General features: G+C 61.0%; 21 protein-coding genes, 1 tRNA gene and 1 other RNA gene. 6 read left to right on the forward strand and 17 right to left on the reverse strand.

All coding sequences use genetic code 11. The features are described 5' to 3' along the window. From ZBI01S_RS08610 to ZBI01S_RS08630, 5 genes are all read right to left on the reverse strand, one after another. Window positions 1-584: thymidine kinase (locus tag ZBI01S_RS08610; protein WP_066059248.1), on the reverse strand; the 584-nt coding region annotated here is incomplete at its 3' end. A 2-nt stretch (window positions 585-586) separates the two neighbouring features. Beyond that, a complete protein-coding gene (gene udk / locus ZBI01S_RS08615) occupies window positions 587-1249 on the reverse strand; it encodes a uridine kinase (protein ID WP_083524660.1) in 663 nt (220 codons plus the stop codon). A gap of 5 nt (window positions 1250-1254) precedes the next feature. Beyond that, entirely contained in the window at window positions 1255-2757 is a 1503-nt protein-coding gene (mqo, locus tag ZBI01S_RS08620; RefSeq protein WP_066059251.1) for a malate dehydrogenase (quinone), read from the reverse strand. Between the two features lie 200 nt (window positions 2758-2957). Beyond that, entirely contained in the window at window positions 2958-4016 is a 1059-nt protein-coding gene (locus ZBI01S_RS08625; RefSeq protein WP_066059254.1) for an aspartate-semialdehyde dehydrogenase, read from the reverse strand. Window positions 4017-4186: 170 nt separating this feature from the next. After that, complete coding sequence (locus ZBI01S_RS08630; protein WP_066059257.1) at window positions 4187-5458, reverse strand: aspartate kinase; 1272 nt, start codon at window positions 5456-5458, stop codon at window positions 4187-4189. A 350-nt stretch (window positions 5459-5808) separates the two neighbouring features. Between ZBI01S_RS08630 and ZBI01S_RS08635 the strand changes: the two genes are divergently transcribed. Then, window positions 5809-6648, forward strand: coding sequence for a type IV toxin-antitoxin system AbiEi family antitoxin domain-containing protein (locus ZBI01S_RS08635; RefSeq protein ID WP_066059259.1), 840 nt, complete (start codon window positions 5809-5811; stop codon window positions 6646-6648). 230 nt (window positions 6649-6878) lie between these two features. On the opposite strand, the gene recR is transcribed toward ZBI01S_RS08635, so the two are convergent. The 4 genes from recR to pta form a co-directional block, all read right to left on the reverse strand. Next, entirely contained in the window at window positions 6879-7478 is a 600-nt protein-coding gene (gene recR / locus ZBI01S_RS08640; protein ID WP_066059262.1) for a recombination mediator RecR, read from the reverse strand. A gap of 3 nt (window positions 7479-7481) precedes the next feature. Further along, on the reverse strand, window positions 7482-10100 hold the full coding sequence (locus ZBI01S_RS08645) for a DNA polymerase III subunit gamma and tau (RefSeq protein ID WP_083524664.1): 2619 nt from the start codon (window positions 10098-10100) through the stop codon (window positions 7482-7484). A 124-nt stretch (window positions 10101-10224) separates the two neighbouring features. Beyond that, a complete protein-coding gene (locus tag ZBI01S_RS08650) occupies window positions 10225-11427 on the reverse strand; it encodes an acetate/propionate family kinase (RefSeq protein WP_066059268.1) in 1203 nt (400 codons plus the stop codon). A gap of 229 nt (window positions 11428-11656) precedes the next feature. After that, entirely contained in the window at window positions 11657-13789 is a 2133-nt protein-coding gene (gene pta / locus ZBI01S_RS08655) for a phosphate acetyltransferase (RefSeq protein ID WP_110477076.1), read from the reverse strand. Between the two features lie 170 nt (window positions 13790-13959). Here pta and ZBI01S_RS08660 point away from each other — a divergent pair, with 170 nt between their 5' ends. Further along, window positions 13960-15420, forward strand: a complete 1461-nt coding sequence (locus tag ZBI01S_RS08660; protein ID WP_083524662.1) for an APC family permease — start codon at window positions 13960-13962, stop codon at window positions 15418-15420. Between the two features lie 207 nt (window positions 15421-15627). Further along, window positions 15628-15724: signal recognition particle sRNA small type (ffs, locus tag ZBI01S_RS08665), an RNA gene on the forward strand. A gap of 452 nt (window positions 15725-16176) precedes the next feature. Here the strand turns inward: ffs and ZBI01S_RS08670 are convergent. From ZBI01S_RS08670 to ZBI01S_RS08695, 6 genes are all read right to left on the reverse strand, one after another. Continuing rightward, window positions 16177-16264 (reverse strand) — tRNA-Ser (locus ZBI01S_RS08670). A gap of 119 nt (window positions 16265-16383) precedes the next feature. Next, on the reverse strand, window positions 16384-17097 hold the full coding sequence (locus ZBI01S_RS08675) for an LPXTG cell wall anchor domain-containing protein (protein ID WP_159421478.1): 714 nt from the start codon (window positions 17095-17097) through the stop codon (window positions 16384-16386). A gap of 169 nt (window positions 17098-17266) precedes the next feature. Further along, entirely contained in the window at window positions 17267-17653 is a 387-nt protein-coding gene (rplL, locus tag ZBI01S_RS08680; protein ID WP_066059278.1) for a 50S ribosomal protein L7/L12, read from the reverse strand. Between the two features lie 45 nt (window positions 17654-17698). Beyond that, window positions 17699-18214: a 50S ribosomal protein L10 gene (rplJ, locus tag ZBI01S_RS08685; RefSeq protein WP_066059281.1), complete on the reverse strand. Its 516-nt coding sequence runs from the start codon at window positions 18212-18214 to the stop codon at window positions 17699-17701. Between the two features lie 296 nt (window positions 18215-18510). After that, window positions 18511-19179 (reverse strand): response regulator transcription factor, encoded by a 669-nt coding sequence (locus ZBI01S_RS08690; RefSeq protein WP_066059284.1) that lies wholly within the window; start codon window positions 19177-19179, stop codon window positions 18511-18513. Between the two features lie 48 nt (window positions 19180-19227). Further along, window positions 19228-20460: a sensor histidine kinase gene (locus ZBI01S_RS08695; RefSeq protein ID WP_159421479.1), complete on the reverse strand. Its 1233-nt coding sequence runs from the start codon at window positions 20458-20460 to the stop codon at window positions 19228-19230. A gap of 189 nt (window positions 20461-20649) precedes the next feature. Here ZBI01S_RS08695 and ZBI01S_RS08700 point away from each other — a divergent pair, with 189 nt between their 5' ends. Both ZBI01S_RS08700 and ZBI01S_RS08705 read left to right on the forward strand, forming a co-directional pair. After that, the gene (locus ZBI01S_RS08700) at window positions 20650-21282 is read left to right on the forward strand and encodes a DUF4352 domain-containing protein (protein WP_066059288.1); all 633 of its coding nucleotides are present in this window, start codon (window positions 20650-20652) and stop codon (window positions 21280-21282) included. 222 nt (window positions 21283-21504) lie between these two features. Continuing rightward, window positions 21505-21885: a hypothetical protein gene (locus tag ZBI01S_RS08705; RefSeq protein WP_159421480.1), complete on the forward strand. Its 381-nt coding sequence runs from the start codon at window positions 21505-21507 to the stop codon at window positions 21883-21885. Here the strand turns inward: ZBI01S_RS08705 and ZBI01S_RS08710 are convergent, their stop codons facing one another. After that, a complete protein-coding gene (locus tag ZBI01S_RS08710; protein WP_066059293.1) occupies window positions 21886-22248 on the reverse strand; it encodes a hypothetical protein in 363 nt (120 codons plus the stop codon). It lies immediately after the preceding gene. Window positions 22249-23718: 1470 nt separating this feature from the next. Here ZBI01S_RS08710 and ZBI01S_RS08715 point away from each other — a divergent pair. Beyond that, window positions 23719-24162 (forward strand): hypothetical protein, encoded by a 444-nt coding sequence (locus ZBI01S_RS08715; RefSeq protein ID WP_066059295.1) that lies wholly within the window; start codon window positions 23719-23721, stop codon window positions 24160-24162. On the opposite strand, the gene ZBI01S_RS08720 is transcribed toward ZBI01S_RS08715, so the two are convergent. Beyond that, a partial coding sequence (locus tag ZBI01S_RS08720; RefSeq protein WP_083524665.1) for a glycoside hydrolase domain-containing protein occupies window positions 24155-25805 on the reverse strand: 1651 nt, incomplete at its 5' end. The genes ZBI01S_RS08715 and ZBI01S_RS08720 overlap by 8 nt on opposite strands.

The following is a 25805-nucleotide window of genomic DNA, read 5'->3' on the forward strand; positions in this document are numbered from 1 at the left end:
CGCCCATCCGATTCGCGCAGGTAGCACTGGCCGCACAGCGACTCGTAGGTCACGCGGTCACCGTCGATCGCCACCTGGTCACCGTCGAACACGAACTGCTCCCCCACGCGGCGTCCGTTAAAAATCGCCTTGCGTCCGCACCGGCAGATCGTCTTGAGCTCTTCAATCGCATGCGCGATCTCGAGCAAACGTCGCGAGCCCGGGAACGCCACGGTCTGAAAGTCGGTCCGGATTCCGTAGCAAATCACCGGAATCCCATCGAGCACGGCGATCTTGAGCAGCCCGTCGATCTGGTCGGCGCTCAAGAACTGCGCCTCATCAACGAGCAGGCACGCAATCACGCCACCGGCCGCATCCGCCGCCCGGTAAAACAGCGCGCGCGAATCATCGCCCTCGCCAATCAAAATATCGACGCGACGCGACATACCCAGCCGCGATGACACTGCATCCGCACCCTTGGTATCGATACGGGGCTTGGCCAGCAGCACCTTGTGGTCGCGCTCTTCGTAGTTGAACGCGGCCTGCAGCAGCGCCGTCGACTTACCCGAGTTCATGGCACCGTAGCGAAAATAGAGCTTCGCCATGGCTACTGCGGCGTTCCTTCGCCGCGCAGCGCACCGGCCTCGCGAGCCAAGCGCGCCACACTTGCGGCAATGCCACCAGCGAGCGTTTCGAGCGCGCCGTGGTTACGGCCGCCCTCGGGCACGATCACATCGGCCCAGTGCTTCGACGGCGCCACGTAGCGCTCATGCATCGGCTTTACCGTCGCCAGATACTGCGTTTCGACCGACTCGATGGTACGACCGCGTTCGAGCACATCGCGCTTAATGCGGCGCAGGATGCGTTCGTCGGCATCGGTGTCGACGAACAGTTTCAGCGTCATCCGTTCCCGCAGTCGTTCATCGGCAAGCACCAGCACGCCCTCAACAAAAATAATCGGCGCGCTGTTCACCGTTTCGGTCGCATCCGAACGGTTGTGATTGGCGAAGTCGTAGACCGGAGATTCGATCGACTCGCCACGAATCAGCGCGTCAAGGTGCTCGATCAACAGGTCGTTGTCAAACGCCTCGGGTGCGTCGTAGTTCGTGAGGCAGCGTTCCTCGTAGGTCAGGTGGTCCTGACGGCAGTAGTAGTTGTCGTGGAAGATCAACGCAGATTCGCCGGCGAACCGGGTGGCAAGAGCCCGTGCGAGCACGGTCTTGCCAGACCCCGATCCGCCGGCGATTCCAACGACCAGCGGGGTAGTCACGAGCCCTAGCTGATGGGCGCGATTCCGAGAACCTTAGCGGTCTCGTTCTGGATGCGTTCGGCCAGTTCTGGCTGCGAGTTCAGCTCTTCACCGTAGGCAGGAATGAGTGCCTTGACCTTTTCGGCCCAGGCTTCCTTCTTCTCGGGGAAGCACTTCTCGAGCAGCGACACCATGACTGGCGTGGCAACCGAAGCACCTGGCGAAGCACCGAGCAGACCGGCGATCGAGCCGTCAGCCTTGCTGACAACCTCGGTACCCATAACGAGCAGCGGCATGCCACCGTCCGGGTTCTTCTTCATGACCTGTACGCGCTGACCGGCGGTAATGAGGCGCCAGTCTTCCATCTCGGCCTCTGGGAAGAAGTCGGCGAGTGCCTTGAACTTCTTCTTTGGCGATGCGGCGAGCTGACCGACCAGGTACGAAACCAGGTCGAAGTTCGTGACGCCGACACCGAGGTAAGTCGGGATGTTGCCGGGACGCAGCGACAGGAACATGTCGGCGAGCGAACCCTGCTTGAGGTAGCGCGTGTTGAATCCGGCGTACGGGCCGAACATGAGCGACTTCTTGCCGTCGATCACGCGGGTGTCGAGGTGCGGTACCGACATTGGCGGAGCACCAACCGGGGGCATCGCGTAAACCTTGGCCTGGTGCTTCTCAACAACCTCAGGGTTGTCGGTGCGGAAGAACTCACCCGAAATCGGGAAGCCACCGTAGCCCTTGACCTCGTCGATGCCCGACTTCTGCAGCAGCGGCAGTGCACCGCCACCGGCACCAACGAATACGAAACGACCGTGGGTAACGTTCTTGCGGCCCTTTTCAGCGCCCGAGATCACCTTGGTTGCAACCTGCCAGACGCCGTCTGGACGCTGGCGCAGGTTGGTTACCTCGGTTCCGAGCCGAACAACTGCACCCTTGTCGATGGCGTTCTGTACCAGGTGGCGGGTCAGCGCACCGAAGTCAACGTCGGTGCCCTGCTCAACGTAGGTTGCGGCAACCTTTTCGTTCTGGTCGCGGCCGACCATGAGCGACGGTGCCCACTCGAAGATCTTCGCGGGATCGTCCGAGAACTCCATGGTCGAGAACAGCGGCTGCGCCTTGAGCAGCTCGTAACGGCGACGGAGGAAGTCAACGTTCTCTTCGCCGGTCACAAACGTCATGTGCGGAACCGGGTTCAGGAACTTCGTCGGCTCTGGCAGGTCGCCGCGCTCAACGAGGGTTGCCCAGAACTGTCGCGAGACCTGGAACTGCTCGTTGATCTTGATTGCCTTCGAGATGTCAATTACACCGTCCTTTTCAGGGGTGTAGTTGAGCTCGCAAAGGGCCGAGTGGCCCGTACCAGCGTTGTTCCAGGGGCCCGAAGACTCCTGGGCAACGTCGTCGAGACGCTCAATGATCTTGATCGACCAATTGGGCTCGAGTTCTTGCAGGAGTGTTGCCAGCGTCGCCGACATCACACCGCCACCAATGAGGACTGCGTCGTAAATCTTCGGGTTAGTCACGTCTCCCATCCTACGCCTCTTGGCTGGGGATAGCAGCCCGAGGCGGCAGGTGGTCAGTAACGTTGCAGGCAACACCAAGAATGGCGTTCATTTTCGTGAGCAACGGCAAACGGTACGGATGCGCGGGGCTGCACCCACCGCATCCGTACCGTTAACGTCATGGTTGCGCCACGGCCGCCGCACTGGCGACCGCGCAGCCCACAGGCGCGTTAGCCGGCAAGCTCCTCAGCGAGAACTTCGGCGATCTGGACCGTGTTCAACGCAGCACCCTTACGCAGGTTGTCGTTCGAAATGAACATGACCAGGCCCTTGCCCGCCGGGGCCGACTGGTCGGCGCGGATGCGGCCAACGTAGCTGGCGTCGCGGCCGGCAGCGATCTGCGGGCTGGGCACATCGCACAGTTCCACGCCCGGTGCGCCAGCAAGCAGCTCACGAGCGCGCTCTGGCGTGATGTCGCGCGCAAACTCGGCGTGCACGGCGAGCGAGTGGCCGGTGAAGACCGGAACGCGTACACACGTGCCCGCAACCAACAGGTTTGGCAGGTGCAGGATCTTGCGCGACTCGTTGCGGAGCTTCTGCTCTTCGTCGGTTTCGCCCGACCCGTCGTTCACGAAGTCGCCGGCCTGCGCCACAACGTTGAAGGCAACCGGGTGCACGTACTTCTCCGGAGCGGGGAACTCGATAGCCGAGCCGTCGTGCACGAGCCCGAGCAACGCATCCTCGCCCTGTGCCACGGCGGCCATCGCCTGCGTCGACAGCTCCTTCGCGCCGGCAAGACCGGAACCCGAAACGGCCTGGAACGTGGTGACGTTAAGGCGGGTGAGTTCGGCTTCGTCGCTGAGCACCTTGAGCACTGGCATCGCGGCCATGGTGGTGCAGTTCGGGTTCGCGATGATGCCCTTGGGTCGGTTGGCGACATCGCCAGGGTTGACCTCAGATACGACCAGCGGCACCTCAGGGTCGAGGCGCCAGGCCGACGAGTTGTCGACGACGACCGCGCCCGCCGCAGCGAAGCGTTCAGCCTGCGCCTTCGAGGTAGCGCCACCGGCCGAGAACAGCGCGATGTCGATGCCCGCAAGGTCAGCGTTGGCGACGTCCTCAACGGCGATCTGCTCACCGCGGAATTCCAGCGTCGTACCGGCCGAGCGTGCCGAAGCAAAGAACCGAATCGTGCCAATCGGGAAGTCGCGTTCATCCAACAGGCGACGCATAACCGCACCAACCTGACCGGTTGCACCAACTACAGCGACGTTCAGCTGCTTCGACATTCTTGCTCCATTCGTCCGGCCCGCGCGGCGCTCCAGGGCCGCGCATTGCATTCGAGTGTACGTGGGTCAGTGCCCACACAACAGAAAACCGGGCCGCTTGTGACGACCCGGTTTGTGGTGGATGCGGTGACTTGCGCAGGTACGCGAGGCACCGCATCCGTTTGGTTGCGTTAGCGGCCGGTACCCGCGTAGACGACTGCTTCAGAGTCGCCGTCGAGCCCAAATGCCGTGTGGATCACCTTGGTGGCGCGGCTCGCCATACCCGCGCTGGTGACGATTGAGATGCGAATCTCGGAGGTCGAGATCATGTCGACATTGATGCCAGCGTCGCGGAGCGCTTCGAAGAGCGTGGCCGAGATGCCGATGTTGGTGCGCATGCCGGCGCCGACGAGCGAGATCTTGCAGATCTGGTCGTCGAAGCGCAGCGATTCGTAGCCGAGTTCGTCGCGGGCGGCCTCGATGGCACGGAGCACCTGGTCGGCCGAAGCCTTCGGCAGCGTGAACGAAATGTCGGTGACGCCGTCGTTCTGCGTCTGCACGTTCTGCACGATCATGTCGATGTTCGCGCCCTGCTGCGCCACCAGGTTGAAAATGGCGGCGGCGGAGCCCGGTACGTCCGGGACACCGACGACGGTGATCTTGGCCTGGCTCAGGTCGTGGGCCACGCCCGCGATAGTTGGTGCTTCCACTTGGTGCTCCTTTGCGTAGTCCGGCTGGTAGACGATGGTTCCCGGGTCATTCGAGAACGATGAACGGACCACGAGGGTGACGTTCTGTCGGCGCGCGTATTCAACGGCGCGGATGTGCAGAACCTTGGCGCCGCTACCTGCGAGCTCAAGCATCTCTTCGCTCGAGATCATGTCGATCTTGTGGGCCTTAGGCACCATGCGTGGGTCGGCGGTAAAGACGCCGTCAACATCGGTGTAGATCTCGCAGCGCTCCGCGTCGAGCGCTGCCGCAAGCGCGACGGCGGTGGTGTCCGAGCCGCCACGACCCAGGGTGGTGATGTCGCGGGTGTCGCGGTTGAAGCCCTGGAATCCGGCAACGATGGCGATGGCGCCTTCGTCGAGGGCTTCGCGAACTCGCACCGGGGTGACGTCGACGATACGCGCGTCGCCGTGGCGCGCATCCGTAATCATGCCGGCCTGGCTGCCGGTGTACGAACGAGCGTCGTAGCCCATGGACTTGATGGCCATGGCGAGCAGCGCCATGGAGATGCGTTCACCGGTGGTGATGAGCATGTCGAATTCGCGCGGGTCGGGAATCGGGCTGATTTCGTGGGCGAGTTCGATGAGGTCGTCGGTGGTGTCACCCATGGCGGACACGGTGACGACCAGGTCGTGGCCCTGGCGTTTCAGATCAACAATTCGCTTCGCTACGCGACGGATGCTCTCTGCATCCGCCACCGAGGAGCCGCCGTACTTCTGCACGATGAGACTCATCTAGCCCCCTCTTCCTTCGACGTGTACGGCAATAGCCTAGTGGCCGCGCGGGCTTCGCCGCTTACCGAGCCCGACTACTCGCCTAATTCACACCCGCCGTTCCCTATCTGAACCGGGTGTTGGCAGGAATTGTTGCCTGACAGCACCTCCATCGATATATGTGCCTCGGACTCACTGTGGGACAACAATTCCTGCCCCATTTCCGGCCTTCTCGGCCAGTTGGCGACCAAGCCGACCCGGCCACCACAGTTCCAGGAACACTTGTCTGCTCGCCACCTGTGGATAGTGGCTCTATCCACAGGCTCCGAGGTCTTCACCACAACCCGCTGGCTCACCGGTTCAATACGCTTGTGAAGTCTAAGACCGCACTCAAGATCGGCGTCGCAAGCCGACAGCAGCTCAATGCAATGGGCGTTAGCGACAAGCAGCTCGCAGCATTACGTCGCCAAGGACAGCTCGAACTGATTCGTCGCGGCTGGTACGCGCGAACCGGCGCCAACCCGAAAGCAAGAGCCGCTGTCGCGTCGGGAGGCGTCCTCACCGGTGCTGATGCGCTTGCTTTGCATGGAGCGTGGGATCTTCGTGAACTCCATACTCACGTGCGCGCGCATCAGCTCGAACGTATCCGAACTGCATCCGGCATTGTGCCGCATACGCTCAAACCGAGTCCAGTCTGCAGCAGCGCAGTCGACGACATTGACACAGCTCTCGCAGTTCTCTTCAAGGATCACGCTCGTAATGAAGCCGTCGTGGTTTGCGACTCACTGGTTAACCGAGGCCTGGTCACAATGAACACGCTCGAAGCCGCAAGTGCTGTGCATCCACGAGGCAAGGTAATTGTGAACCTCGTTGACCCACATTCAGAGTCGGGAACAGAAAGCTGGTTCCGGCTGTGGGCATACCGGCACCAGATCAGCTTTCGTAGTCAAGTCTGGATCCCAGGTGTCGGCCGCGTTGACTTCCTGATCGGATCGCGATTGGTCATCGAATGCGACAGCGTTGCCCACCACACGTCACTGGCAGCCTACGAAAACGATCGAGCGCGCGACCTAGCCCTCAAGGCGCTTGGATTTGAAGTAATTCGTCTTACTTACCATCAGGTTCTGCGGCTGGAGGAAGGCCCTGGTCAAGTAATTCTGCAGCTAATCCGCAACCGGGCACATCTAGGTGCGGTAAGAACTGTTGCCTGACAGCGCATCCATCGACATATATGTTTCGGACTCGCTCTGTGGCAACAATTCCTGTCAGAAGGCCAACCGAATGTCGCGCGGCCACGACCGTCGAAAACCGGCAGCCAACACCGTGATGGAGCTAACCACGGCAGTGGCTCGCTGCATGTGGTTCCGCATCCGCCCCTGCGGCCAGCACACAGCCTCTTCAAGGTTGTGCAGCAGCGGCAGAACGAATGGAGCAAGCACGACTAGTCGGTGATCATGCGGCGGCCGGCGAACGCGCGACCGAGCGTCACTTCATCCGCGTACTCGAGGTCGCCACCAACCGGCAGACCAGACGCCAGGCGCGAGACACCAACGCCCATCGTCCGCAGCAACCGCGACAGGTACGCCGCCGTCGCGTCGCCCTCAAGGTTCGGGTCGGTCGCCAGAATCACCTCAGTCACCGAACCGTCCTCCAGCCGCGGCATCAGCCCGCGAATGTTCAGCTGATCCGGCCCAATGCCGTCGATCGGCGAAATCGCGCCACCGAGCACGTGATACACACCCTCGTACTCGCGCGTCCGCTCAATCGCGGCAACATCCTTCGGCTCTTCCACCACGCAAATCAGCGTGTGGTCGCGCTCCGGGTCACCGCAAATATTGCAGACCTCTTGCTGCGCCACATTGCCGCAGTACCGGCAGAACTTCACGCGATCGTGCACATCCACCAGCAGCTTCGCCAACCGCGACACATCAAAATTCTGCGTCTGCACAATGTGAAACGCGATGCGCTGCGCCGACTTCGGCCCGACTCCAGGCAACCTGGCGAACTCGTCGATCAGATCCTGAACGATGCCTTCATACATGGGCTAGTACTCCTCGGGCGGTGCTTCGAATTCATCCGGCGGAATCGCGCCGTCAAGTTCGCTGCTCGGGCCAGCGATCTCGATCGGCTCCTCGCCGATGAACTTTGCACCAAGCTTTTCACGCACCACCGACTCGCCATACCGCGTCTGGCCAGTAACCAGTGCCGGGTGTCGCCGCGCGGCCGGTTCTTCGGGTTCCGGTTCGGGCTCGGGTTCCGGTTCGGGCTCGGGCTTGTCGTCGGGCAGCGCCGCGACCGCCCAGCCAGATGCGGTTGGGGTTCCGGGGGCGATTTCCGCATCCGGTTCGGTGGATGCACTCGGCACCGCCCCAGTCGCCGGTTCGGCAGGTGCCGAGTCGCGTTCCGGCGTGGTGGCCGGCTCGGGTCGCAGCGTCACCGGAGGCATCGGCTGCGGCGAAGTGGCTTCTTCGATCGCTGCGGCTTCACGCGCCGCGATCATTTCGGGAGCACGGTCCTCGGCGCCCGCAGTCGACGTCTCGGGTGCTGGTGCAGGCACAGGTGAAGGTGCGGGCGTGGATGCGGTGCTCACGGATGCGGGCACGGTTGCGTCAGCCGTGGGCTCTGAAACGGGCGCACTTGCCGACACCTGCGCAGGTTCGGGCCGTGCAGCTGCATCCGGCGAGGCTGGTGCATCAGCGGGCGCAGCCGCCAACGATCCAGCGTCCGCGCCGTTCTCGCTGGCGCTGCGATCGCCAGGCCCGCTCGCAAACTCATCCCAGGCCGAGCCCGGACCATCCTGCGGCGCAGCCTCAGAACCGGGAATCGCCACGACATTCCAGCTCACTCCGGTGCCACCGGCAGCAGGAGCAGACGCGGAAGCAGCAGGCGTATCCGGGCCACGACCTACCAGGCCACGCCCAGCAACCGGCCCAGCCGCGCCAGGCGCGCCAGCACTGCCTCGGTGTCGTTCGTCGTCCACGGGCGCCGCCATCGGCGCGCTCGTGTCACCATCGCGACGCACGCGCGGTTGCACGCGCATGGCCACACCAAATGTCTGTTGCAGCGCCGACTTCAACAATTGGCCCGGCGCCGGTCGCCCGCTGCCGCCGTGGCGCAGCTGCTGCGAGAGCGCCGGGTTCGGTACGTCCACCTGCAGCACATCGTTCACATACCCAAGCGGCCGCAGTTCGTTCACGACGGCCCATGCCCCGCGGCCACCGCCTTCAAGCACACGCTCAACAACGCTCGGCCACGCGTCCTTAATTTGCCCAAAGGTTACGGATGCGGCAGGTACCGAGGGTGCGGCAGGCGCAGCGGATGCGTCGGGTCGCGCCAACGGCGCCTGGTTCGCGGCCCGTGATGGTGCCGGAGTCGTCGGGGTTGCCGCCGGCATTGCGGGAGTGGCCGCAGGCGAACTGCCCGTAGGCGCGGCCGGTGCAGCAGCCGGAGCCGCAGCGGACGCCGTCGACGAAGCGGCAGGAGCCTGCACAGCAGGTGTGGCCGCAGCTGCCGAAACCGCAGGAGCAGCAGTCGCCGCAGCACCGCCCCCAGCAAAGTCCGCCTTCAGCGCCACCAGAATCCGCGCCACCATCAGCTCAAGCTGCAGCTTCGGCGCCGTCACTCCGGTCATCTCGCTCAACGTGCCGTTTACCGCATCCGCGATAACGCTCAGCGCATTGCCCGAGAACTGCCCGCTCGCCGACACCAACCGCGCCAACTCGTCTGGGCCGCGACCGCGCAGCACCGCTTCGGCACCCTCGCCAACGGCCTTGGCAATGATCAGGTCACGCACGCGCTCAAGCAGGTCCTCAACGAACCGGCGCGGGTCCTGACCCGACTGAATCACGGCATCGATCGCTCGGTACGCGCTATCCGCATCCCGCTCAGCAAACGACGAAATCGTGTCGTCAAGCAGGCCCTGCGCAGTAAACCCGAGCAGCTGCGTGGCGCGGTCGTACTGAATCTCCGCACCGTCGGTACCGGCAATCAGCTGGTCGAGCAACGACATCGTGTCACGCGCCGAACCTCCACCGGCGCGCACCACCAGCGGTAGCACACCGGGCTGCGCAGTCACGGACTCTTCGCGACAAATCTGCTCGACGTATTCGAGCATCGGCGCCGGCGGAATCAGCCGGAATGGATAGTGGTGCGTACGCGAGCGAATCGTGCCGATCACCTTCTCGGGCTCGGTCGTCGCAAAAATAAAGAGCACGTCCTCCGGCGGTTCCTCCACCACCTTGAGTAGCGCGTTAAAGCCGGCGCCGGTGACCATGTGTGCCTCGTCAATGATGAAGATGCGGAACCGGTCGCGGCTCGGCGCCATAACGGCGCGCTCACGCAAATCACGCGCATCCTCGACACCACCGTGGCTGGCCGCGTCAATCTCGAGCACATCGAGCGAGCCGCCGCCGTCGCGCCCCAGCTCACGGCACGAATCGCAGGTGCCGCACGGGGTTGGGGTCGGGCCTTGCGCACAGTTCAGGCAGCGAGCCAGGATGCGCGCCGACGTCGTCTTACCGCATCCGCGCGGGCCAGAGAACAAGTAGGCGTGGTTGATACGCCCCGAAGTGATCGCCGTCGAAAGCGGGTCAGTGACCTGACTCTGACCGATCATCTCGGCAAAGGATTCGGGCCGGTACCGGCGATACAGGGCTGCAACCATGTCCACCATCGTAGATTGCCCCGGCGCGCTCGCGCTGGCAGGTTAGCTGTTCCCGCTCACCCCGGGACCAGACGCATCCACCGAAACCACGTGCATCCGCCGGATGCGCGAGCGGTCGCGCCGTCTAGGCTGGCTGCAGTCCGGTGACTTCGAGGGTCTGTCGCGCGATTTCGAGTTCTTCGTTGGTCGGCACGACCAGCACCTGGATGCGCGAGTTCGGCGTCGAGATTACGCGCGCTTCGTCGCTGTGGGTCTCGTTGAGTTCGTCATCCAGCTCGATGCCGAGCCATTCCAGGCCTTCGAGCGTGCGCCGACGCACTACAGCGGAGTGCTCACCGACACCGGCGGTCCACGCGATCGCGTGCGTGCCGCCCTGCAGCGCCATCAGGTAGGCGCCCAGGTAGTGGCGCATCCGGTGCACATAGACCGCGAGGCCTTCTTCGGCTTCGACGTCGCCACGCTCGGCGCGTTCGGTCACATCACGCATGTCGTTGGTGCCGGTCATGCCGAGCAGACCCGACTTGCGGTTGAGCAGGTCGTCGAGGTCATCGACCGAAAAGCCGGCCTTACGGTGCAGGTGAAAGAGCACGGCCGGGTCGAGGTCGCCCGAGCGGGTGCCCATCACGAGCCCTTCCAGCGGCGTCATACCCATCGACGTTTCAACCGAAACACCACCGTCGACGGCGCACATTGAGGCACCGTTGCCGATGTGCATCACGATGGTTTTTGCTTCGGAGAACGGCACACCAATGAGCTCGGCGGCTTCGGCCGCGACGTACTTGTGGCTGGTGCCGTGCGCACCGTATTTGCGGATGCGGTAGGTCTCGGCGACGTCACGGTCGATCGCATAGCGACTGGCCGCGTCCGGAATCGTGGTGTGGAATGCCGTGTCGAAGACGGTGACGTGTGGGATGTCGGTGAATACCTTGCGGGCCGCGCGCACTCCCGCGAGATTCGCCTGGTTGTGCAGCGGCGCGAGCGGGATGAGTTCTTCGATGTCGTTTTCGACGGTGTCATCGACGATGGTCGGCCCGAAGAAACGGCGGCCACCTTGCACGACGCGGTGTCCGACAGCCACGGGGTAGTGAGTTTCGAGGCTCGGCCCGTGCTGCTCGAAGTTCTGGAGCATTAGCTGGAACGCTTCGTCGTGCGACGAGACTTCGAGTCGCTGCTCGTGACACTCCTTGTCGTATTTGTGCGTCGAGATGCCGACTCCGGGGCCGATGCGTTCGACGAGACCGGATGCGAGTTTTTCTTCGGTGCGCATGTCAATGAGCTGGTACTTCAACGATGACGACCCTGAGTTCACAACCAGCACGACAGACATTTCGCTCCTAACTTCTGGTCTCACGTTAGCGGAGAGTTGCAACGCGTCTGCGCGCACGGGACTGACCGCATCCGCCGAACCTGCGCGGAATTAATTGTTGACCTGTGGTTTCTTGATTTTCGCCGGAAGGCATTCGTTGGTGGGTGTTGATGGTGGTTTGTGGTGGTCGGTACCCACGGTCGGTCCCCACGATCGGCATGAACGCAGTCTCGTCTGCCCCGAGGCGCACCTACGCGCCGCGCGCATCCGCCCGCTGCGCCTGAATCGCGGTGATCGCGACCGTATTCACGATGTCGCTGATGAGCGCGCCTCGCGAAAGGTCGTTGATCGGCTTGTTAAGGCCCTGCAGCACCGGACCAATCGCGAGCGCACCGGCCGAGCGCTGCACGGCCTTGTACGTGTTGTTTCCGGTGTTGAGGTCGGGGAAGATGAAGACGGTCGCGCGACCGGCAACTTCGCTGCCCGGCAGCTTCTTCGCCGCAACCGCAAGGTCGGTTGCCGCGTCGTACTGCAGCGGACCCTCAACCAATAGCTGCGGCGCACGCTCGCGCACGAGTCGCGTGGCCTCACGAACCTTATCAACGTCGGCGCCGGTGCCCGAGTCACCGGTCGAGTAGCTCAGCATCGCCACTCGAGGCTCGATGCCGAACATCGCGGCGGTTTCGGCGGACGAAATCGCAATATCGGCGAGCTGTTCGGCCGTCGGGTCGGGGTTGACGGCGCAGTCACCGTAAACGAGTACGCGGTCGGCGAGCGCCATCAAGAACACGCTGGAGACTATCGACACGTTTGGCTTGGTCTTGACGACTTCGAACGATGGCTTGATGGTGTGCGCCGTGGTGTGCGCGGCACCCGAAACCATGCCGTCGGCAAGGCCCAGGTGCACCATCATGGTGCCGAAATACGAGACGTCCTGTACACGGTCGCGAGCATCGTCGAGAGTGACGCCCTTGTGGGCGCGCAGTCGGGCGTATTCGGCAGCGAACTGTTCGATCAGTTCGGGGTCCTGTGGCGAGCGCAGCTGCGCGGTGCTGAGGTCGATGCCGAGTTCGGATGCGCGCTGCCGGATGGCGCTCGGGTCGCCGAGAATCGTAAGATCGGCAACATTTCGGGTCAGTAGCGTTGCGGCGGCTTGCAGGATGCGGTCGTCATTACCCTCTGGCAGCACGATGTGCTTGCAGTCGGCTCGCGCGCGGCGCAACAGGCGGTTTTCAAACATCAGCGGCGTGACGGCGTGCACCTCGGGCAGCTTGAGCGCCTCGATGAGTTCGTTTGCGTCGATGTGGGCTGCAAAATCCGCGAGCGCCGCATCCGTCTTGCGCGAGTTTTGCCCCATGAACTCGCCGCGCGTATTCACAATGCGCTGCGCAGTATCAAAGGTGCCGTAGTCAGTTCGAATGATCGGCAGCCCCAGGCCGACGCCGCGAATCAGTGATTCGATCACCGGCGAGAACTCGAACGGCCCGTTGACAACGATCGCCGCGACCGAGGGCAGGGTCTCGGCCTGCTGCGCAAGCAACAGCGCCACGAGCGTCTCGGTGCGGTCACCAGCGACCACCACCACGCCCGATTCGAAGGTGCGCTCGAGTACGTTCTCCATCGACATACCGGCCACGGTGACACCGAGTACTTCGCGATCGAGCAGCGACTCGTCGCCTGCATAGAGGACCCCGTCAACTGCATCCCGCAGCTCGGCAACCGTCGGCGCCCCGAGGAGCGTGTTCTCAGGCAGCGCCCAAATCGGCGCGTTGCTGTAGGCGCCGGGAGTTGCCTGAACTTCGTCGAGTCCTTCGCGCACCGCAGCGCGAATCGGTTCGAGGTTGGATGCATCGGCACGGTTAACCACCACGCCCAGCAGTCGTGCGTGTTCCGATTCGAGCTCTGGCACAGTGAGCGCTGCCACCTGCGACATCGCCTCAGGCGTGCGCGAGGATTGGCCATCAGCACTGCGACCCGAAAGCACGAGCAGCACCGGGGCCCCGAGGTTCGCGGCAACGCGCGCGTTAAAGCTGAGCTCGGCAGGGTTTCCGACATCGGTGAAATCGCTGCCAATGATGACGATCGCGTCGCAGCGACCAGCAATTGCGTCGTAGCGCTGCATGATGCGTGACATGGCACCGAACGGGTCCGTGTGAACGTCATCGAACGTGGTACCGATGCAGTCGGCCGCATCCAGGCCCGCTGCGAGGTTGACGTGCTGGAGCATATTCGTGAGCACCGCATCCTGCGCCGCGTTTTGTACGACCGGACGGAACACGCCAACGGTGGATGCGCGCGAGTTCAGCGTTTCGAGTACGCCCAGGGCAACGGCCTGCTTGCCAGAGAAACTCTCGGATGAAGTGATGTAAATGCTTGCGGTCACGTTGCCCATGCTAGGTGGCAAATATGGCGATATTGGTGAATCTTGCGTCGAATCTTACATATGGGCATGCATCCAAGTACGATGTGTAATCCATTCATTTTGAAGGTGCGACGGCAGTGCTGCCGACGCAATGAACTATCCCCACTGGCAACGAAGCCCGAGGAGACCCCATGTCAACACCTAATTCGCATCCGGACGTCGGCGGCAAGCTGCGGCGAAACCTCGGCCTGTGGGCCATCGTCGGTCTTGGCCTCGGCTACATGACACCAACCGTCGTTTTTGACACTTTCGGCATCGTCTCGGAAGAGACTGACGGCGCGGTACCGATGGCGTACCTCGTCGCACTCATCGTGATGAGCTTTACGGCAATCAGCTACGGCCGCATGGTGCTGGCCTACCCGAGCGCCGGTTCAGCGTTCACCTATGTACGCGAATCGATCCACCCAAACGTCGGTTTCTTGGTGGGTTGGACCTCACTGCTTGACTACCTGCTGCTGCCGATGGTGAACGCGCTTATCGTTCGCCTCTATATGGAACAGATGTTCCCGGATGTGCCGAGTTGGATCTGGGTGGTCGTGTACTGCATTGCGGTCACCACGATCGTCGCGATTTCGATGCGCGGCACCTCGGGGGTAAACAGCATGCTGCTGGTGTTCACCGTCACGATCATCGTCGTGTTCATCACCATGGTGATTGCCCAGCTGATGAACGGTGAAGGCGCCGGCACGGTGGCCAGCTCGCGTCCGTTCGTACACGACGGTATGGAGATCGGCGCCGTACTGACGGCCGCCACGGTCGTCTGCTTCTCGTTCATCGGTTTCGACGCGATCACCATGTACACCGAAGAGGCCAAGACCCCGAAGATCATGCCGAAGGCAATCCTGCTGACAGTGATGTTCGGTGGTCTGATCTTCCTGGTTGCGGCTTACTTCACGCAGCTGCGCTTCCCTGACAACACCCCGTTCGGTGAGTTCACCGATGACCCGCTGCCGCAGATCGGTCTGCTCGTGGGTGGCGAAGTGTTCCAGACGATCTTCGTGGCCGCGGGCTTCACCGCGACTGTCGCTTCGGGACTCGCATCGCACGCATCCGTTTCGCGAATGCTGCTGGTCATGGGCCGCAACAACGTGCTGCCGCGCAGCGTATTTGGCCGCGTTAACGAGAAGACCGGCACGCCGGTGTTCAACGTGGTGCTCGTTGGCGTTGTGTCGCTGCTTGCGGTGGAGTTCACGCTCGAGTTGATTTCAGCGTTCATTAACTTCGGTGCACTGATCGCGTTCTCGTTCGTGAACATCTCGGTGATCGCGCACTTCGCGATCCGCATGGGCATGCGCCGCAGCTTCGGCGAGATTTTCAAGTACATCATCATGCCCGGCATCGGCGTGGTCATGACCGGTGTCCTGTGGGCAAACCTGCACATGGACGCGCTCATTGGTGGTCTCATCTGGCTCGCGGTTGGTGTGGTCTACCTCGCGGTACTCACCCGCGGCTTCACCAAGAAGGCGCAGAGCTTCGATGAGAACCAGCCGGTGACCGGCTTCAACAAGGTTGTCGAAGACGACGAGTTTGCCGTCACGGCTGCTGGCACCGAGAACGCGAACGGCGACGGTAGCCCATACGCGCGACCGTAACGTGTTCCGCATCCGCGTTCGTTGAACCGGGATGCACGGCCCCGACGCGAGGTAACTTGCGTCGGGGCCGTTTGGTTTCGGATGCCTTGCTGCGAGCGGGGTGAGGGCACAGTTGGTTCTGTGCCTGCGTACCAACCGTGTGCCCTATGTGATGAGCTCGTTCGCGCGGCCGAGTACCAACCGCCGTAAATTCACGGTAAACTGATGGACGGCTCCTCGCGTGGCGCCATCCAGGCCAACTCCCCCAGGTCGGAAACGAAGCAAGGGTAACCAGGCTCTGGCGGGTGCGCGAGGGGTCCTTTTCGTTTCCGGATGCGCGCACCTCGCGGCGTTCTCCTGCCGCGCTGCCTTCCCCCTTTCCCATGTGCCCCAATCGCAGCACCCTCTTGACCAGCGCCCGACCGCGGTGGGCCCACCAAGGGGTTCTCTCTCCCCCCCCGCCACCACTCAACGCACCGAAACGGCACGCCGAGCCTCCAGTAGCGGTGGGCCCAATGCCCTACTACACAAATGACCTACGCACCCCACAAGGGGGTGCATAGGTCACTGGCGGAGGATAGGGGATTCGACTCCCAACCGCTCCTCCACCGGCCGCTACGCAACCGGCGGAGCCACGCGCGGCCGGGACCCACCAAGGGGTTCTCCCCCGCCACCACTCGACGCACCGAAACGGCGCGCCGAGCCTCCGGCAGCGGTGGACCCAATGCCCTACTACACAAATGACCTACGCACCCCACAAGGGGGTGCGTAGGTCATTGGCGGAGGATAGGGGATTCGAACCCCTGAGGGCTTGCACCCAACACGGTTTCCAACCGTGCGCCATAGGCCACTAGGCGAATCCTCCAGGTCCGCGCGTGCGCGGCACAACTCACAAGCATAGCCGCAACCAGCACGCCAACGCGAGCCGCTCGACAACCCCCCTCGCGCATCCACCGCACGGCGGCGGCACGAGGCGGACGAAACTTATGCCTTTACGCCGCGAATACGACGAGCAAGCAAGAGCATGCCGCCCGACAGCGTCAGCGTCAGCGCGGCAATCAGCCCCGCCGAGGCGCCTTCAGCACCAGTTGCAGAAAGTTCCGGCTTCGGAGTCTGCGACGGCGAAGTATCGCTCTCAGCACCTTCCGATTCTGACGGAACCGAATCCGAGTGCTGCTCGTCCTGCGAACCACCGTTCGAGCCATCACCGGCGAAGGTACGGTCCGGGTTCCAGATGATGTACCCGTCGGTGTCGTCCGTCGGTTCAGTCTCGCCGCCTTCATCATCAGTGCCGGGGGCGGTGTCCGTTGCCGGTTGCGACGGGTCAGGTTCCGTTGTCACCTGGTCAGTTGCGCCAGGCTCGTCCGGAACGACCGGCGATGCTGACGGATCCGGATCTGCCGGAGTCGTCGGTTCTGGCTGAGCAGCTTCGGTCGTCTCAATCGGGAAGCTGTTCGTTGGCGCGGGCGTGGGTGCTGCGGTCGCATCCGGTGCCGGGGCCGCCGTCGGGTCGGTCTCGATCGAACCGACGTTGCGACCATCGCGAGCCACGACCATTGTGTCCTCAACCGGAGCCGGTGCATCCGTTGTAACAGCCGCTTGTGCCGATGCTCCAGTAGCGAAAACTACCGGCGCCACTAGTGCTGCCGCGGCGCCCACCGAAAGGAGCGTCACACGCAGATTCGTTGCTGTTGCCATGCTTGCCCCGTCAACTAAAACCAAAACGTACTCGATGATCATACGGACAAATCGTTGCCATATCGAAACTTTTTCCAGTTTTTCCACCAAAAGTAGGAAACCGAAAAGCGGGCCGGAACCGAAGTTCCGACCCGCTTGAAGCAGTTAGCGCAGGATACTGCGCGAGAAACTACTTGAGGGTTACGGTTGCACCAGCGCCCTCGAGAGCTTCCTTTGCCTTCTCGGCGGTCTCCTTGTCGACACCTTCGAGAACAGGCTTCGGAGCACCGTCAACGAGTGCCTTTGCGTCGCCGAGGCCGAGCGAGGTCAGGCCACGAACTTCCTTAATAACCTGGATCTTCTTGTCGCCTACCGACTCGAGGATGACGTCGAATTCGTCCTTTTCCTCAGCAGCAGGTGCGTCTGCAGCAGCAGCGCCGCCAGCGGCAGCAACAGCAACAGGTGCAGCAGCGGTAACTTCGAAGGTCTCTTCGAAGAGCTTGACGAAGTCGCTCAGCTCGATGAGGGTCAGTTCCTTGAATGCCTCGATGAGCTCTTCAGCGGTGAGCTTAGCCATGGGGTTTCTCCTTAGTAATGAATTTGCCGCGTTGTCCAGATCGGACTATTCCGCGGTCTCCTGCTTTTCGCGCAGCGCGTCGACGGTACGAACCGCCTTCGACGCAGGCGCAGTGAACATGTACGCGGCACCGAACAGCGAGGCCTTGAATGCGCCGGCAAGCTTGCCAAGCAGCGTTTCGCGGTTCTCGAGGTCGGCGAGCTTGTTGACCTCTTCCGTGGTGAGTGGCTTGCCATCGAAGTAGCCACCCTTGATCACCAGGAGAGGGTTGTCCTTGGCAAAGTCACGGATCGCCTTGGCAGCGTCAACTACTTCACCTTCGACGAACGCGATAGCGGTCGGTCCAGTGAAGAGGTCGTCGATGCCGGTGACTCCAGCCTTGTTGGCTGCAATCTTGGCGAGGGTGTTCTTTGCCACGGCGTAGCTTGCGCTCTCACCGAGCGAACGACGCAGCGTCTTGAGCTGCGCCACGGTGAGACCGCGGTACTCAGTAAGCACAACGGCGTTAGAGCTCTCGAACTTGTCGGTGAGCTCAGCGACGGTTGCTTCCTTGGTCGCCATGGGTCTCCTCTCGTCTTGTCGCGAAACCGGAACGGGCGTTCCGGCTCCACCGCCTACTCCAACAAAAAACGCTCCGACGCAGGATGTCGGAGCGTGAAAACCCACGGCGAATTTGCCGTAAATATGTCAGTACTCGTTCACCTGCGCGGGCCGTTCTCATTGAACTTTCGTTTGCCGTGTTTGCACACGCCAACCACCAGCGGTCTAAGGCTGTGTTCAAGCGTAACCGCGCGCATCCGGTACCGCAAGCATCAGTTTGCGATTTTCTCGGCTAACCACCGCGCAGTGCGAGCGAACTATCCCCAAATGTTGGGTTCGTAGCCGGATGCGGTCATCACGACCGCAATTTGCGCACGTTTGTGCACGGCAAGTTTGCGCGAGATGTCGCTCACATGCTGTTTCACCGTGTTGAGCGAAATGTAGAGGCGTGCGCCGACTTCTTCATTCGTCAGGCCGTCGCTTACGAGCCTCGCCACCTGTAATTCGCGCTCGGTCAGGGTGGCGACGCGATCGACCGCCTCGCGTCGGGTGCCGCGGGGTTCGCGCCCGCGCACCGCATCCATCGCAAATCGCGTAGCCGATGCCGAGAGCACCGCTCCCCCGTCGGCGACGCCGAGCACGGCAGCAACGATGTCGTCGGGTGCGAAGGACTTGGTGATGAACCCCGAGGCGCCGGCGGTGATTGCACGCCCAATATATTCGTCGGTGTCCCAGACCGTCATGACCAGCACTTCGGGCGGGCTCGGCAACGCGCGAATGTCGCGGGTGGCGGTGACGCCGTCAACACGGCGCATCTGCAAGTCCATGAGTACGACATCTGGCCGGGTGCGTTGTACCAGCGACACGGCTTCGTCGCCGTCGTCGGCGACGCCCACAACGTCAATGTCGGGGTTGGCGTTGAGGATGATCTCGATGCTGCCGCGGCTCAGCGCGTCATCGTCCACCAGGGCAACTCGAATTGGCACCCCGCAATCTTATCCGGATGCATGCATCCCGTTTCGCGGTACCGCGCGCTAGCGGTTGCCAAACGATAAGAAGCGACGCGGAGTCTGCCAGGGCAGGTCAACGCGCACGACGAATTCGCCGTGTTCGACGCCCGCAATAAAGGTGCCACCGAGCGACTTAGCGCGCTCTTCCATGCCGATGAGCCCACGCGTATCGACCCCTGCAACCGCATCGGTGGCGATGGCGTTGCGCCCAAGAATGTGGATGCCGTCGTCAGGCCCGCCCGAGACTTGCAGCCGCAATAGCGAGTCGGGTGCGTGCTTGCGCGAGTTGGTCATGATTTCTTGCACGATTCGCACGACGGCGCGGGCAAGTTCGTCGGGTGCATCTTCGGGATTTCGCAGGTACACGTTGGAGTTCACGTGCTGCTGCGTTTCGGTCGAGTCCTCAATGATCGACTGCAAGTCGCTGAGATCAATCGGTGCTGCGGGTGCACCGGCAACATTGAGCGCCGAACGCAGATCGTGCATCGCGTTCGAAGCGTTTTCGCGAAGCAACGTCAGCTGCTGCTCGAAGCGCGGGTCATCCGGATCGAGCGCCTCAATCGCACCGGCTTGCAGATTGATGAGCGACAACCGGTGGCCGATCACGTCGTGGATTTCCTGTGCCATGCGCTCATGCTCCATCTTGCGCGCCAACTCGGCATCGAGCATCCGGGTTTGCTGCTGGGCATCCTGTTTCTCGCCGCGTTCGCGCTGCACCATCGCCGTCGCAAGCGCAATAGCGAGCGGCACGACAACCGCAAGGATCACGCTGCCGAGCGGCAGCTCGAACCGTTCCAGCTCCGGAAAGTCGCGCGGGGCAACGAACTGCTGCAAGGTCGATTGCCGCATGGTTGCGGCGAAGTAGTCCTGAACTGCCCAAATCACCAAACAGACGGTGACGATCACCGAGCCGAGCACCGCATCCCGCGTCGACCGCCGAAACAGTGCGGGCAAACCGACCAATGCCGCAAGCGGAGTGATCGAGAAGGCGATTCCAGCCGACGCAGCGATGAGCAGGTACTTCATGGGCATGCGGTTTCGCCGGCGCATCAAGATGAGCAGGCCAATCACGGCGCCCACCCCAAGAACAGCGAGCGGCCCGTACTCGAGGTTGTTGACGTCGCCGTCGACCACGGTCGAGTTGACCCGGAACGTGTGCTGCATCGAGCAAATCGCAACCAACCCCATCCCGACGAAGCCGCCGAGTCGTTGGAGCGTGCGGGTAGCTGGCCTGCCCGATGGTTGCGGTGTGGTCATGCTGTCGATCGTATGCATGACCAACGACAGCCGGCACACCCGGACGGCCGGGATCCTCACCCGTTCGGGTAGTGCGGATGTGGCCGGTCGGGTCTTTCGGGCGCGGAACGGTTCAACCGACGATGTTCCTGACCGTTTAGGCAACCGCAGCTCGATTCACTCGGCCGCTTGATTTGCAGAGGATGCGCAATGAATAACTCGCCCGCTACCGCCGACCAGCCCAAGAAGAACTGGTTTGCCCGCCACAAGGTGCTCACCGTGATCGGCGTGCTCGTGCTGATCGGTGCCATCGGTTCGGGGATGAACCAGAACAAGAAGGATGCGGCTGATTCAGGCTCGCAAACTGCGGCAGGCCAGCAGGCAGCGCAGTCGAAGGAGCCGCCAGCCGGTGACGCCGCACCAGCTGATGCGCCCGCCGAAGACACCGCCATGCCGGGTATTGGTCAACCGGCTCAGGCTGGGGACTTTGAGTTCACCGTCACTGAGGTTGAAACCGGTGTCGCGAGCGTTGGCGGTGAGTACTTCAGTGAGGATGCGCAGGGTCAGTTCGTGCTCGTGCACGTAAACGTCACCAACGTTGGCGACAAGGCCGAAACCCTCACGAGCAGCCTGCAGAAGCTGGTGGATGACCAGGGTCGCGAGCACGAAGCTGACTCTTCCGCGGCGATCTACATCGAGGATTCGAACACGCTCTACGAGCGCGTGAACCCGGGCAACTCGGTTTCGGGTGTGCTCGTGTTCGATATTCCTGCGGATGCGACGCCGGTTTCAGTGAAGCTGCAGCAGGGGTTCAACTCGAGCGTTGAGGTATCGCTGAAGTAGCCCTGCTGCCCAGACAGCACCTCCGCGCGCCCGCCCACCTCGTGGTCGCCATTGTTCGCGATGGCGACCACGAGTATTGGTCGTTCGTACGTAACGTCTGCATCCCGTTACTGACTCTCCATGTGGTTGACAAACCGCTTCCCCGCGGCAGTCAAAGTGAGGGCCACGACCGCGTGGCCCTCACCCAAAACGAGCCACCGATTAGTTGCAGGAGAGAACACCATGGCATACGCATACACCGTCGAACCGTCGGCGCAGGGCTCACGCACTTCTGGTCTGTACAACAAGTGGCTGGAACCGACGCACAACATCCGCTTGATGGTGCAGGCTGCGCTCAAGGAGAAGGGGCGGTATTCGGGCCCAGTGGATGGGGCTTGGGGCCCGAACACGATCAAAGGCATCCAGACGTCAATCACCCTCCGGGATTACTACTCAGGGCCAATCGACGGGGCTGTGGGGGCGAACACGGTCATCGGTGTGGCCAAGTATGCCCACCGGGGAAGCGGATGGGATAGCTGGTACGAGCTGAAGTCGTACAACTACGCGATGTCGCACGATCCGAACAAGACCTGGGCAGACTTCGTGCGAGGGCTGCGTCTGTAGTCAGTTAATTACCTGCGCAGTTGTGTGATCCGGTGTCCAGACACATTCGATGGACACAGCCTTGCCATCGAATTCCCCGATTCCTTCAAAAGTGATGGAGAGACCACCGTCTACGGGCCCGAATGTCACATGTTCAAAGTCGTAGTTACTGCTGAATTGCTGTTCGCGATCCTCGGCCGAGAGCTGCGCACCGATCACCTGGTTCTTAATTGCCTCCTTGCAGTCTTCGAGCGCCTGACCTGTGGGAAGCGGGGTCGGAGTAGTGCTCTCGGTGGGTGTGCTGTCGGGCTGCACCGGTGCGGCACAGCCCGACAGCACACCCACCGCCGCCAGAGCAAGGGCGAAATACGTGAGTCGTCGCATAGATCCATCTAACTCTCTCGCCCACACGCGGGCGTTGTTTGTTTTCCAGGCATGGTCTCGAACATGGCAACCATGTGCAATATGCAGATCCGCACGCAGACCAGGGTTCGATGGTCATTCCCAGCGAGTTTCCGAACCGAATGGGTTTTCGAAATCTTATGGCGCCCTGCACCTATGGGCTCGAAAATCGCAGCAGTCGCGATTGATTCTTGACAGGTGGTCAGCGGCCCAGGGTGGTGGCAACGACGACGTCAAACCAATACGGTCACCCGAACAGATTGGCACCTTTGCCACTAATAGGCCCGTTTCTTCCACACGTGTCATGCATCGCTGGGCAACCCGGCGCACGGCTCGCGTTACTAGTTAGGTATGGACGCCTGCCGCGTGGATCTCACTTCCAGTAATCCCAACAACAGTGCCGCCTGTAACCCACATTCGTCTGCTCAATCTCCAACAATGTAGGCAGAGGCAGCCGGGAGAGCGGTCGCAAAGATCACTCCACGTGCTGTACCCGACCAATGGACTCTTGGCCGGGGCAACGACCGCATTCAAACTCGCGAGGCAGTCCAGAACTCGGCCTCGCTCAATGGGCAGATGACCACATTCACCTAAAGTGTGCTGATATTTGAGCAACATGGCAACATTCACATTTCATTTTCCGGGCATCCCTACCAAGGGACCTTTATGCACTTACGCTTACCTACAAACACGATAGTCAGACCATTTCAATCAGGTACAAGACTAGCCATGGAGCCACTAAAACCGCAGCCTCGAAGCAAACACCCTCTTATTGACGTCATCATTATCGCCATCACATTTGGCGCAATCCAAGCGCTTTATTCGTTCATCAGCATCGGAACACCATTGGGCTGGCTTCTGGTCACCTTCCAGCCACTGGAACCCCCATTTATAGCGACTGCCACATTACTTATTACCCGAAACATTCTCCCGATGACATTCTCCCGATGCCGAGAATTTGCGCACTATTAGTCTCGCCAGTCTCGCTTTATATTACTGGCACCTTGAGCACACTACCGCTCGTTACACGCCTCCATTTGGAATGGCTTTGCAGGCACCTACTCAGCCCTTTCAATCTGATTAATGACGTGTATGGACATTGGGGACTGTCAGCATTGCTTATATGGCTAGGGCGACTCCTCTTCTTCAAGAGGGGTCGCCCTATCCAGGATTCAAATATTAAGCAAATATGAATCTCGCAAGCGTCTCATATTCTGCACTCACGACCCTTCGAGTTGGAGCGTCACCCCACACGATAGGGCACAGTGTTAGCCACCGATGTTGGCGCTATACTACCGGCACACTCCTCAGCCCGATAGGCCTACTACTTGCCCGCAGAGGACCTCATTCGCACCGTACCCTGACAGATTGATCCGCCGAAACCAACCCCTCGAATAGCCACACAAAACCAACGCTTGGACATTTGACGTCTTCACAAGGAATTGGATCTTCATGAATCAGCCAGTCAACTACACCTCTAACCTCAAGTCACTACTCGACACCCTCACATTGGTAGGAACGTTTGGGCTTTTTCAGTTCACTTGGCTCGCGTTACTGGGGCAGGCACCGCTAGGCTGGCTGCTGGCATTTTTTGCCCGATCAGGTGTCGTACTGGTGCCAGCCCTGTCGCTGATAGCAACATATAAAGTCCCCAAGACACGCCCCCTCTTCCGCTATTTTGCCATGCCCATTTCCCTCTACGCAGCCGGGGTTCTCAGCACCACAATCATTTTCCCACCAGTTGATTTCGCCAAACTCTACGCCGAATTCTTCAAACCACTCGACGACTTGGATCAACCTTTCGGAATCTGGGGACTATCTGCACTCGTCTTTTGGGTGGGGCGGCTGCTTTTCTTTGAAAATCGCCGCCCCACGAACACTCGCTCAACTAATTAAATACAAAACGAGCAAGGGCTTCACACGCAGCCATTATGACATCATCATCGACAGTTCCGGCCAAGCCGCTCCGAAGGGCTTCATCTCCGGGTCCTGTAACACCAGAATAGAACGCTGATCGAGCAGAATCGAAATCACTGGCACCCACACTCCAACCAATCTCCTTAAATCGACTAGAAAGCCGAGACGAGTCAGTGTAGTAAGCACGCAGCGTATTAGACAAATGGTGAACATCCCATCCATCTCCGTCTCGCAAGGCCCGAAGCAGCGCAATAGCATCCCCATCACAGCAGAGATCGTCACGGTTACACGAGTTCTCAATAACGTCCCCAGAACCTTGTGGATCCTCAAGGATCAAGCCCTGGAGCACCCCTTGGCTTCGGAAACGCTCCCTCGCCCCGATAAGCGCATCAGCAACAACTTGAACATCTACACCCGGATTCCATTTCACTACCTTTTGAATCTGCGCCATAGCCGTAGCCAGGTCACCTGCCCACCCAGTCCATTGATCCGGAACCACAAAACCCGTCAAGTAACCAAGAATAGTTGCACTCAGGTGAGAAAGATCCACACTCTCACCGTCGACATCAATCATGGATTGTCGTCGTCCGCTGATATACCGATCCAGTACAGCGATGATCTTTGACGCCACTGGATCGTTCTCTAGGACAATAGAATTTCGTCTTGCAAATGGTTCAGCCGCAATCTCCCACTGGAGTGCACTGATGTTGCCCCCATCACGGAGATAGTCTTTCGCAAGATAGTTGATCACCCCGCGCCAGATTGCACCGCTTTTACTAGAAAATTTACCTGCGGCTCGGAGCTCTTCGAATCGTTTTTCAAGATGCCAAATGAGATCTATGGGAGCCAACTTGGTGTAGTCAGTCGCTTCTTGCACCACCGCCTTACCACCTGCTTTTCTCGAGGCGACGTAGCTCACAGGCGGAATCTGTCCAGAATACGCAACGCGATCCAGATCCCAGCCACCTCCCCGATAGTTGTCCAGCTCCGCGAATTGATCATAATTCCACATATCGGGAATCGGGAACCCGAGATTACCGGAGAACCCGTACGACAGGTCGGCAACAAATGCAGATCCCGCCAGTTTCTGCCCGATAATTTTTGCACAGACATTACGCGACCCATAGATACCAACATTGTACCCACCCTGGATATTGTTGTTTACAGCCCGGAAGTACTCCACAATTCGGGGCTCAATTTCGTGGTCAAGCACGTCAAAGTCTACGGCAAAATAGATGTACGTTGGAGGAATACCGAGGCGCTCGGCGGCTTCGCGTGCGAGATGCGCATGAGCTGCGCCCGTTGCGCTCGAGAAATCAACCAATTCGCGTGCATCATGTTGGAAGATTGGGAAGAACTTCATGCCGCCCTCCGTGATACGCTCTAGCTCCCCAGGTCGAATCGCCTTCCAGTAGTCCGATGGATCCAGGTTTTCCTGATTCTTCTCCGAAAGGTATCGACCAACGATTTCATATCCATCCGCCTTCAGAATTTTCAGTCGTTCAGCGGTGATCTCAAATCGGGTATCGCAAGCCACTGCGGGACGGTTTGGGTCACCATGGGAGATGAACAGGCTCATCCACGTCGCACGGTCCAGGTCACCCGTAACTGGAAGCTTGTAC

Origin of the sequence: [Zimmermannella] bifida NBRC 103089 (assembly GCF_001570925.1) — a bacterium.
In the GTDB taxonomy this organism is placed as follows: Bacteria; Actinomycetota; Actinomycetes; order Actinomycetales; family Microbacteriaceae; genus Gulosibacter; species Gulosibacter bifidus.

Coding starts and splice junctions, on each gene's coding strand:
- ZBI01S_RS08660 (WP_083524662.1), top strand. CDS start 13,960: ATGTCAACACCTAATTCGCATCCGGACGTCGGCGGCAAGCTGCGGCGA.
- rplJ (WP_066059281.1), bottom strand. CDS start 18,214: ATGGCGACCAAGGAAGCAACCGTCGCTGAGCTCACCGACAAGTTCGAG.
- recR (WP_066059262.1), bottom strand. CDS start 7,478: ATGTATGAAGGCATCGTTCAGGATCTGATCGACGAGTTCGCCAGGTTG.
- ZBI01S_RS08710 (WP_066059293.1), bottom strand. CDS start 22,248: ATGCGACGACTCACGTATTTCGCCCTTGCTCTGGCGGCGGTGGGTGTG.
- rplL (WP_066059278.1), bottom strand. CDS start 17,653: ATGGCTAAGCTCACCGCTGAAGAGCTCATCGAGGCATTCAAGGAACTG.
- ZBI01S_RS08705 (WP_159421480.1), top strand. CDS start 21,505: ATGGCATACGCATACACCGTCGAACCGTCGGCGCAGGGCTCACGCACT.
- ZBI01S_RS08715 (WP_066059295.1), top strand. CDS start 23,719: ATGAATCAGCCAGTCAACTACACCTCTAACCTCAAGTCACTACTCGAC.
- ZBI01S_RS08700 (WP_066059288.1), top strand. CDS start 20,650: ATGAATAACTCGCCCGCTACCGCCGACCAGCCCAAGAAGAACTGGTTT.
- ZBI01S_RS08645 (WP_083524664.1), bottom strand. CDS start 10,100: ATGGTTGCAGCCCTGTATCGCCGGTACCGGCCCGAATCCTTTGCCGAG.
- ZBI01S_RS08630 (WP_066059257.1), bottom strand. CDS start 5,458: ATGAGTCTCATCGTGCAGAAGTACGGCGGCTCCTCGGTGGCGGATGCA.
- ZBI01S_RS08695 (WP_159421479.1), bottom strand. CDS start 20,460: ATGACCACACCGCAACCATCGGGCAGGCCAGCTACCCGCACGCTCCAA.
- mqo (WP_066059251.1), bottom strand. CDS start 2,757: ATGGGAGACGTGACTAACCCGAAGATTTACGACGCAGTCCTCATTGGT.
- ZBI01S_RS08650 (WP_066059268.1), bottom strand. CDS start 11,427: ATGTCTGTCGTGCTGGTTGTGAACTCAGGGTCGTCATCGTTGAAGTAC.
- ZBI01S_RS08625 (WP_066059254.1), bottom strand. CDS start 4,016: ATGTCGAAGCAGCTGAACGTCGCTGTAGTTGGTGCAACCGGTCAGGTT.
- ZBI01S_RS08675 (WP_159421478.1), bottom strand. CDS start 17,097: ATGGCAACAGCAACGAATCTGCGTGTGACGCTCCTTTCGGTGGGCGCC.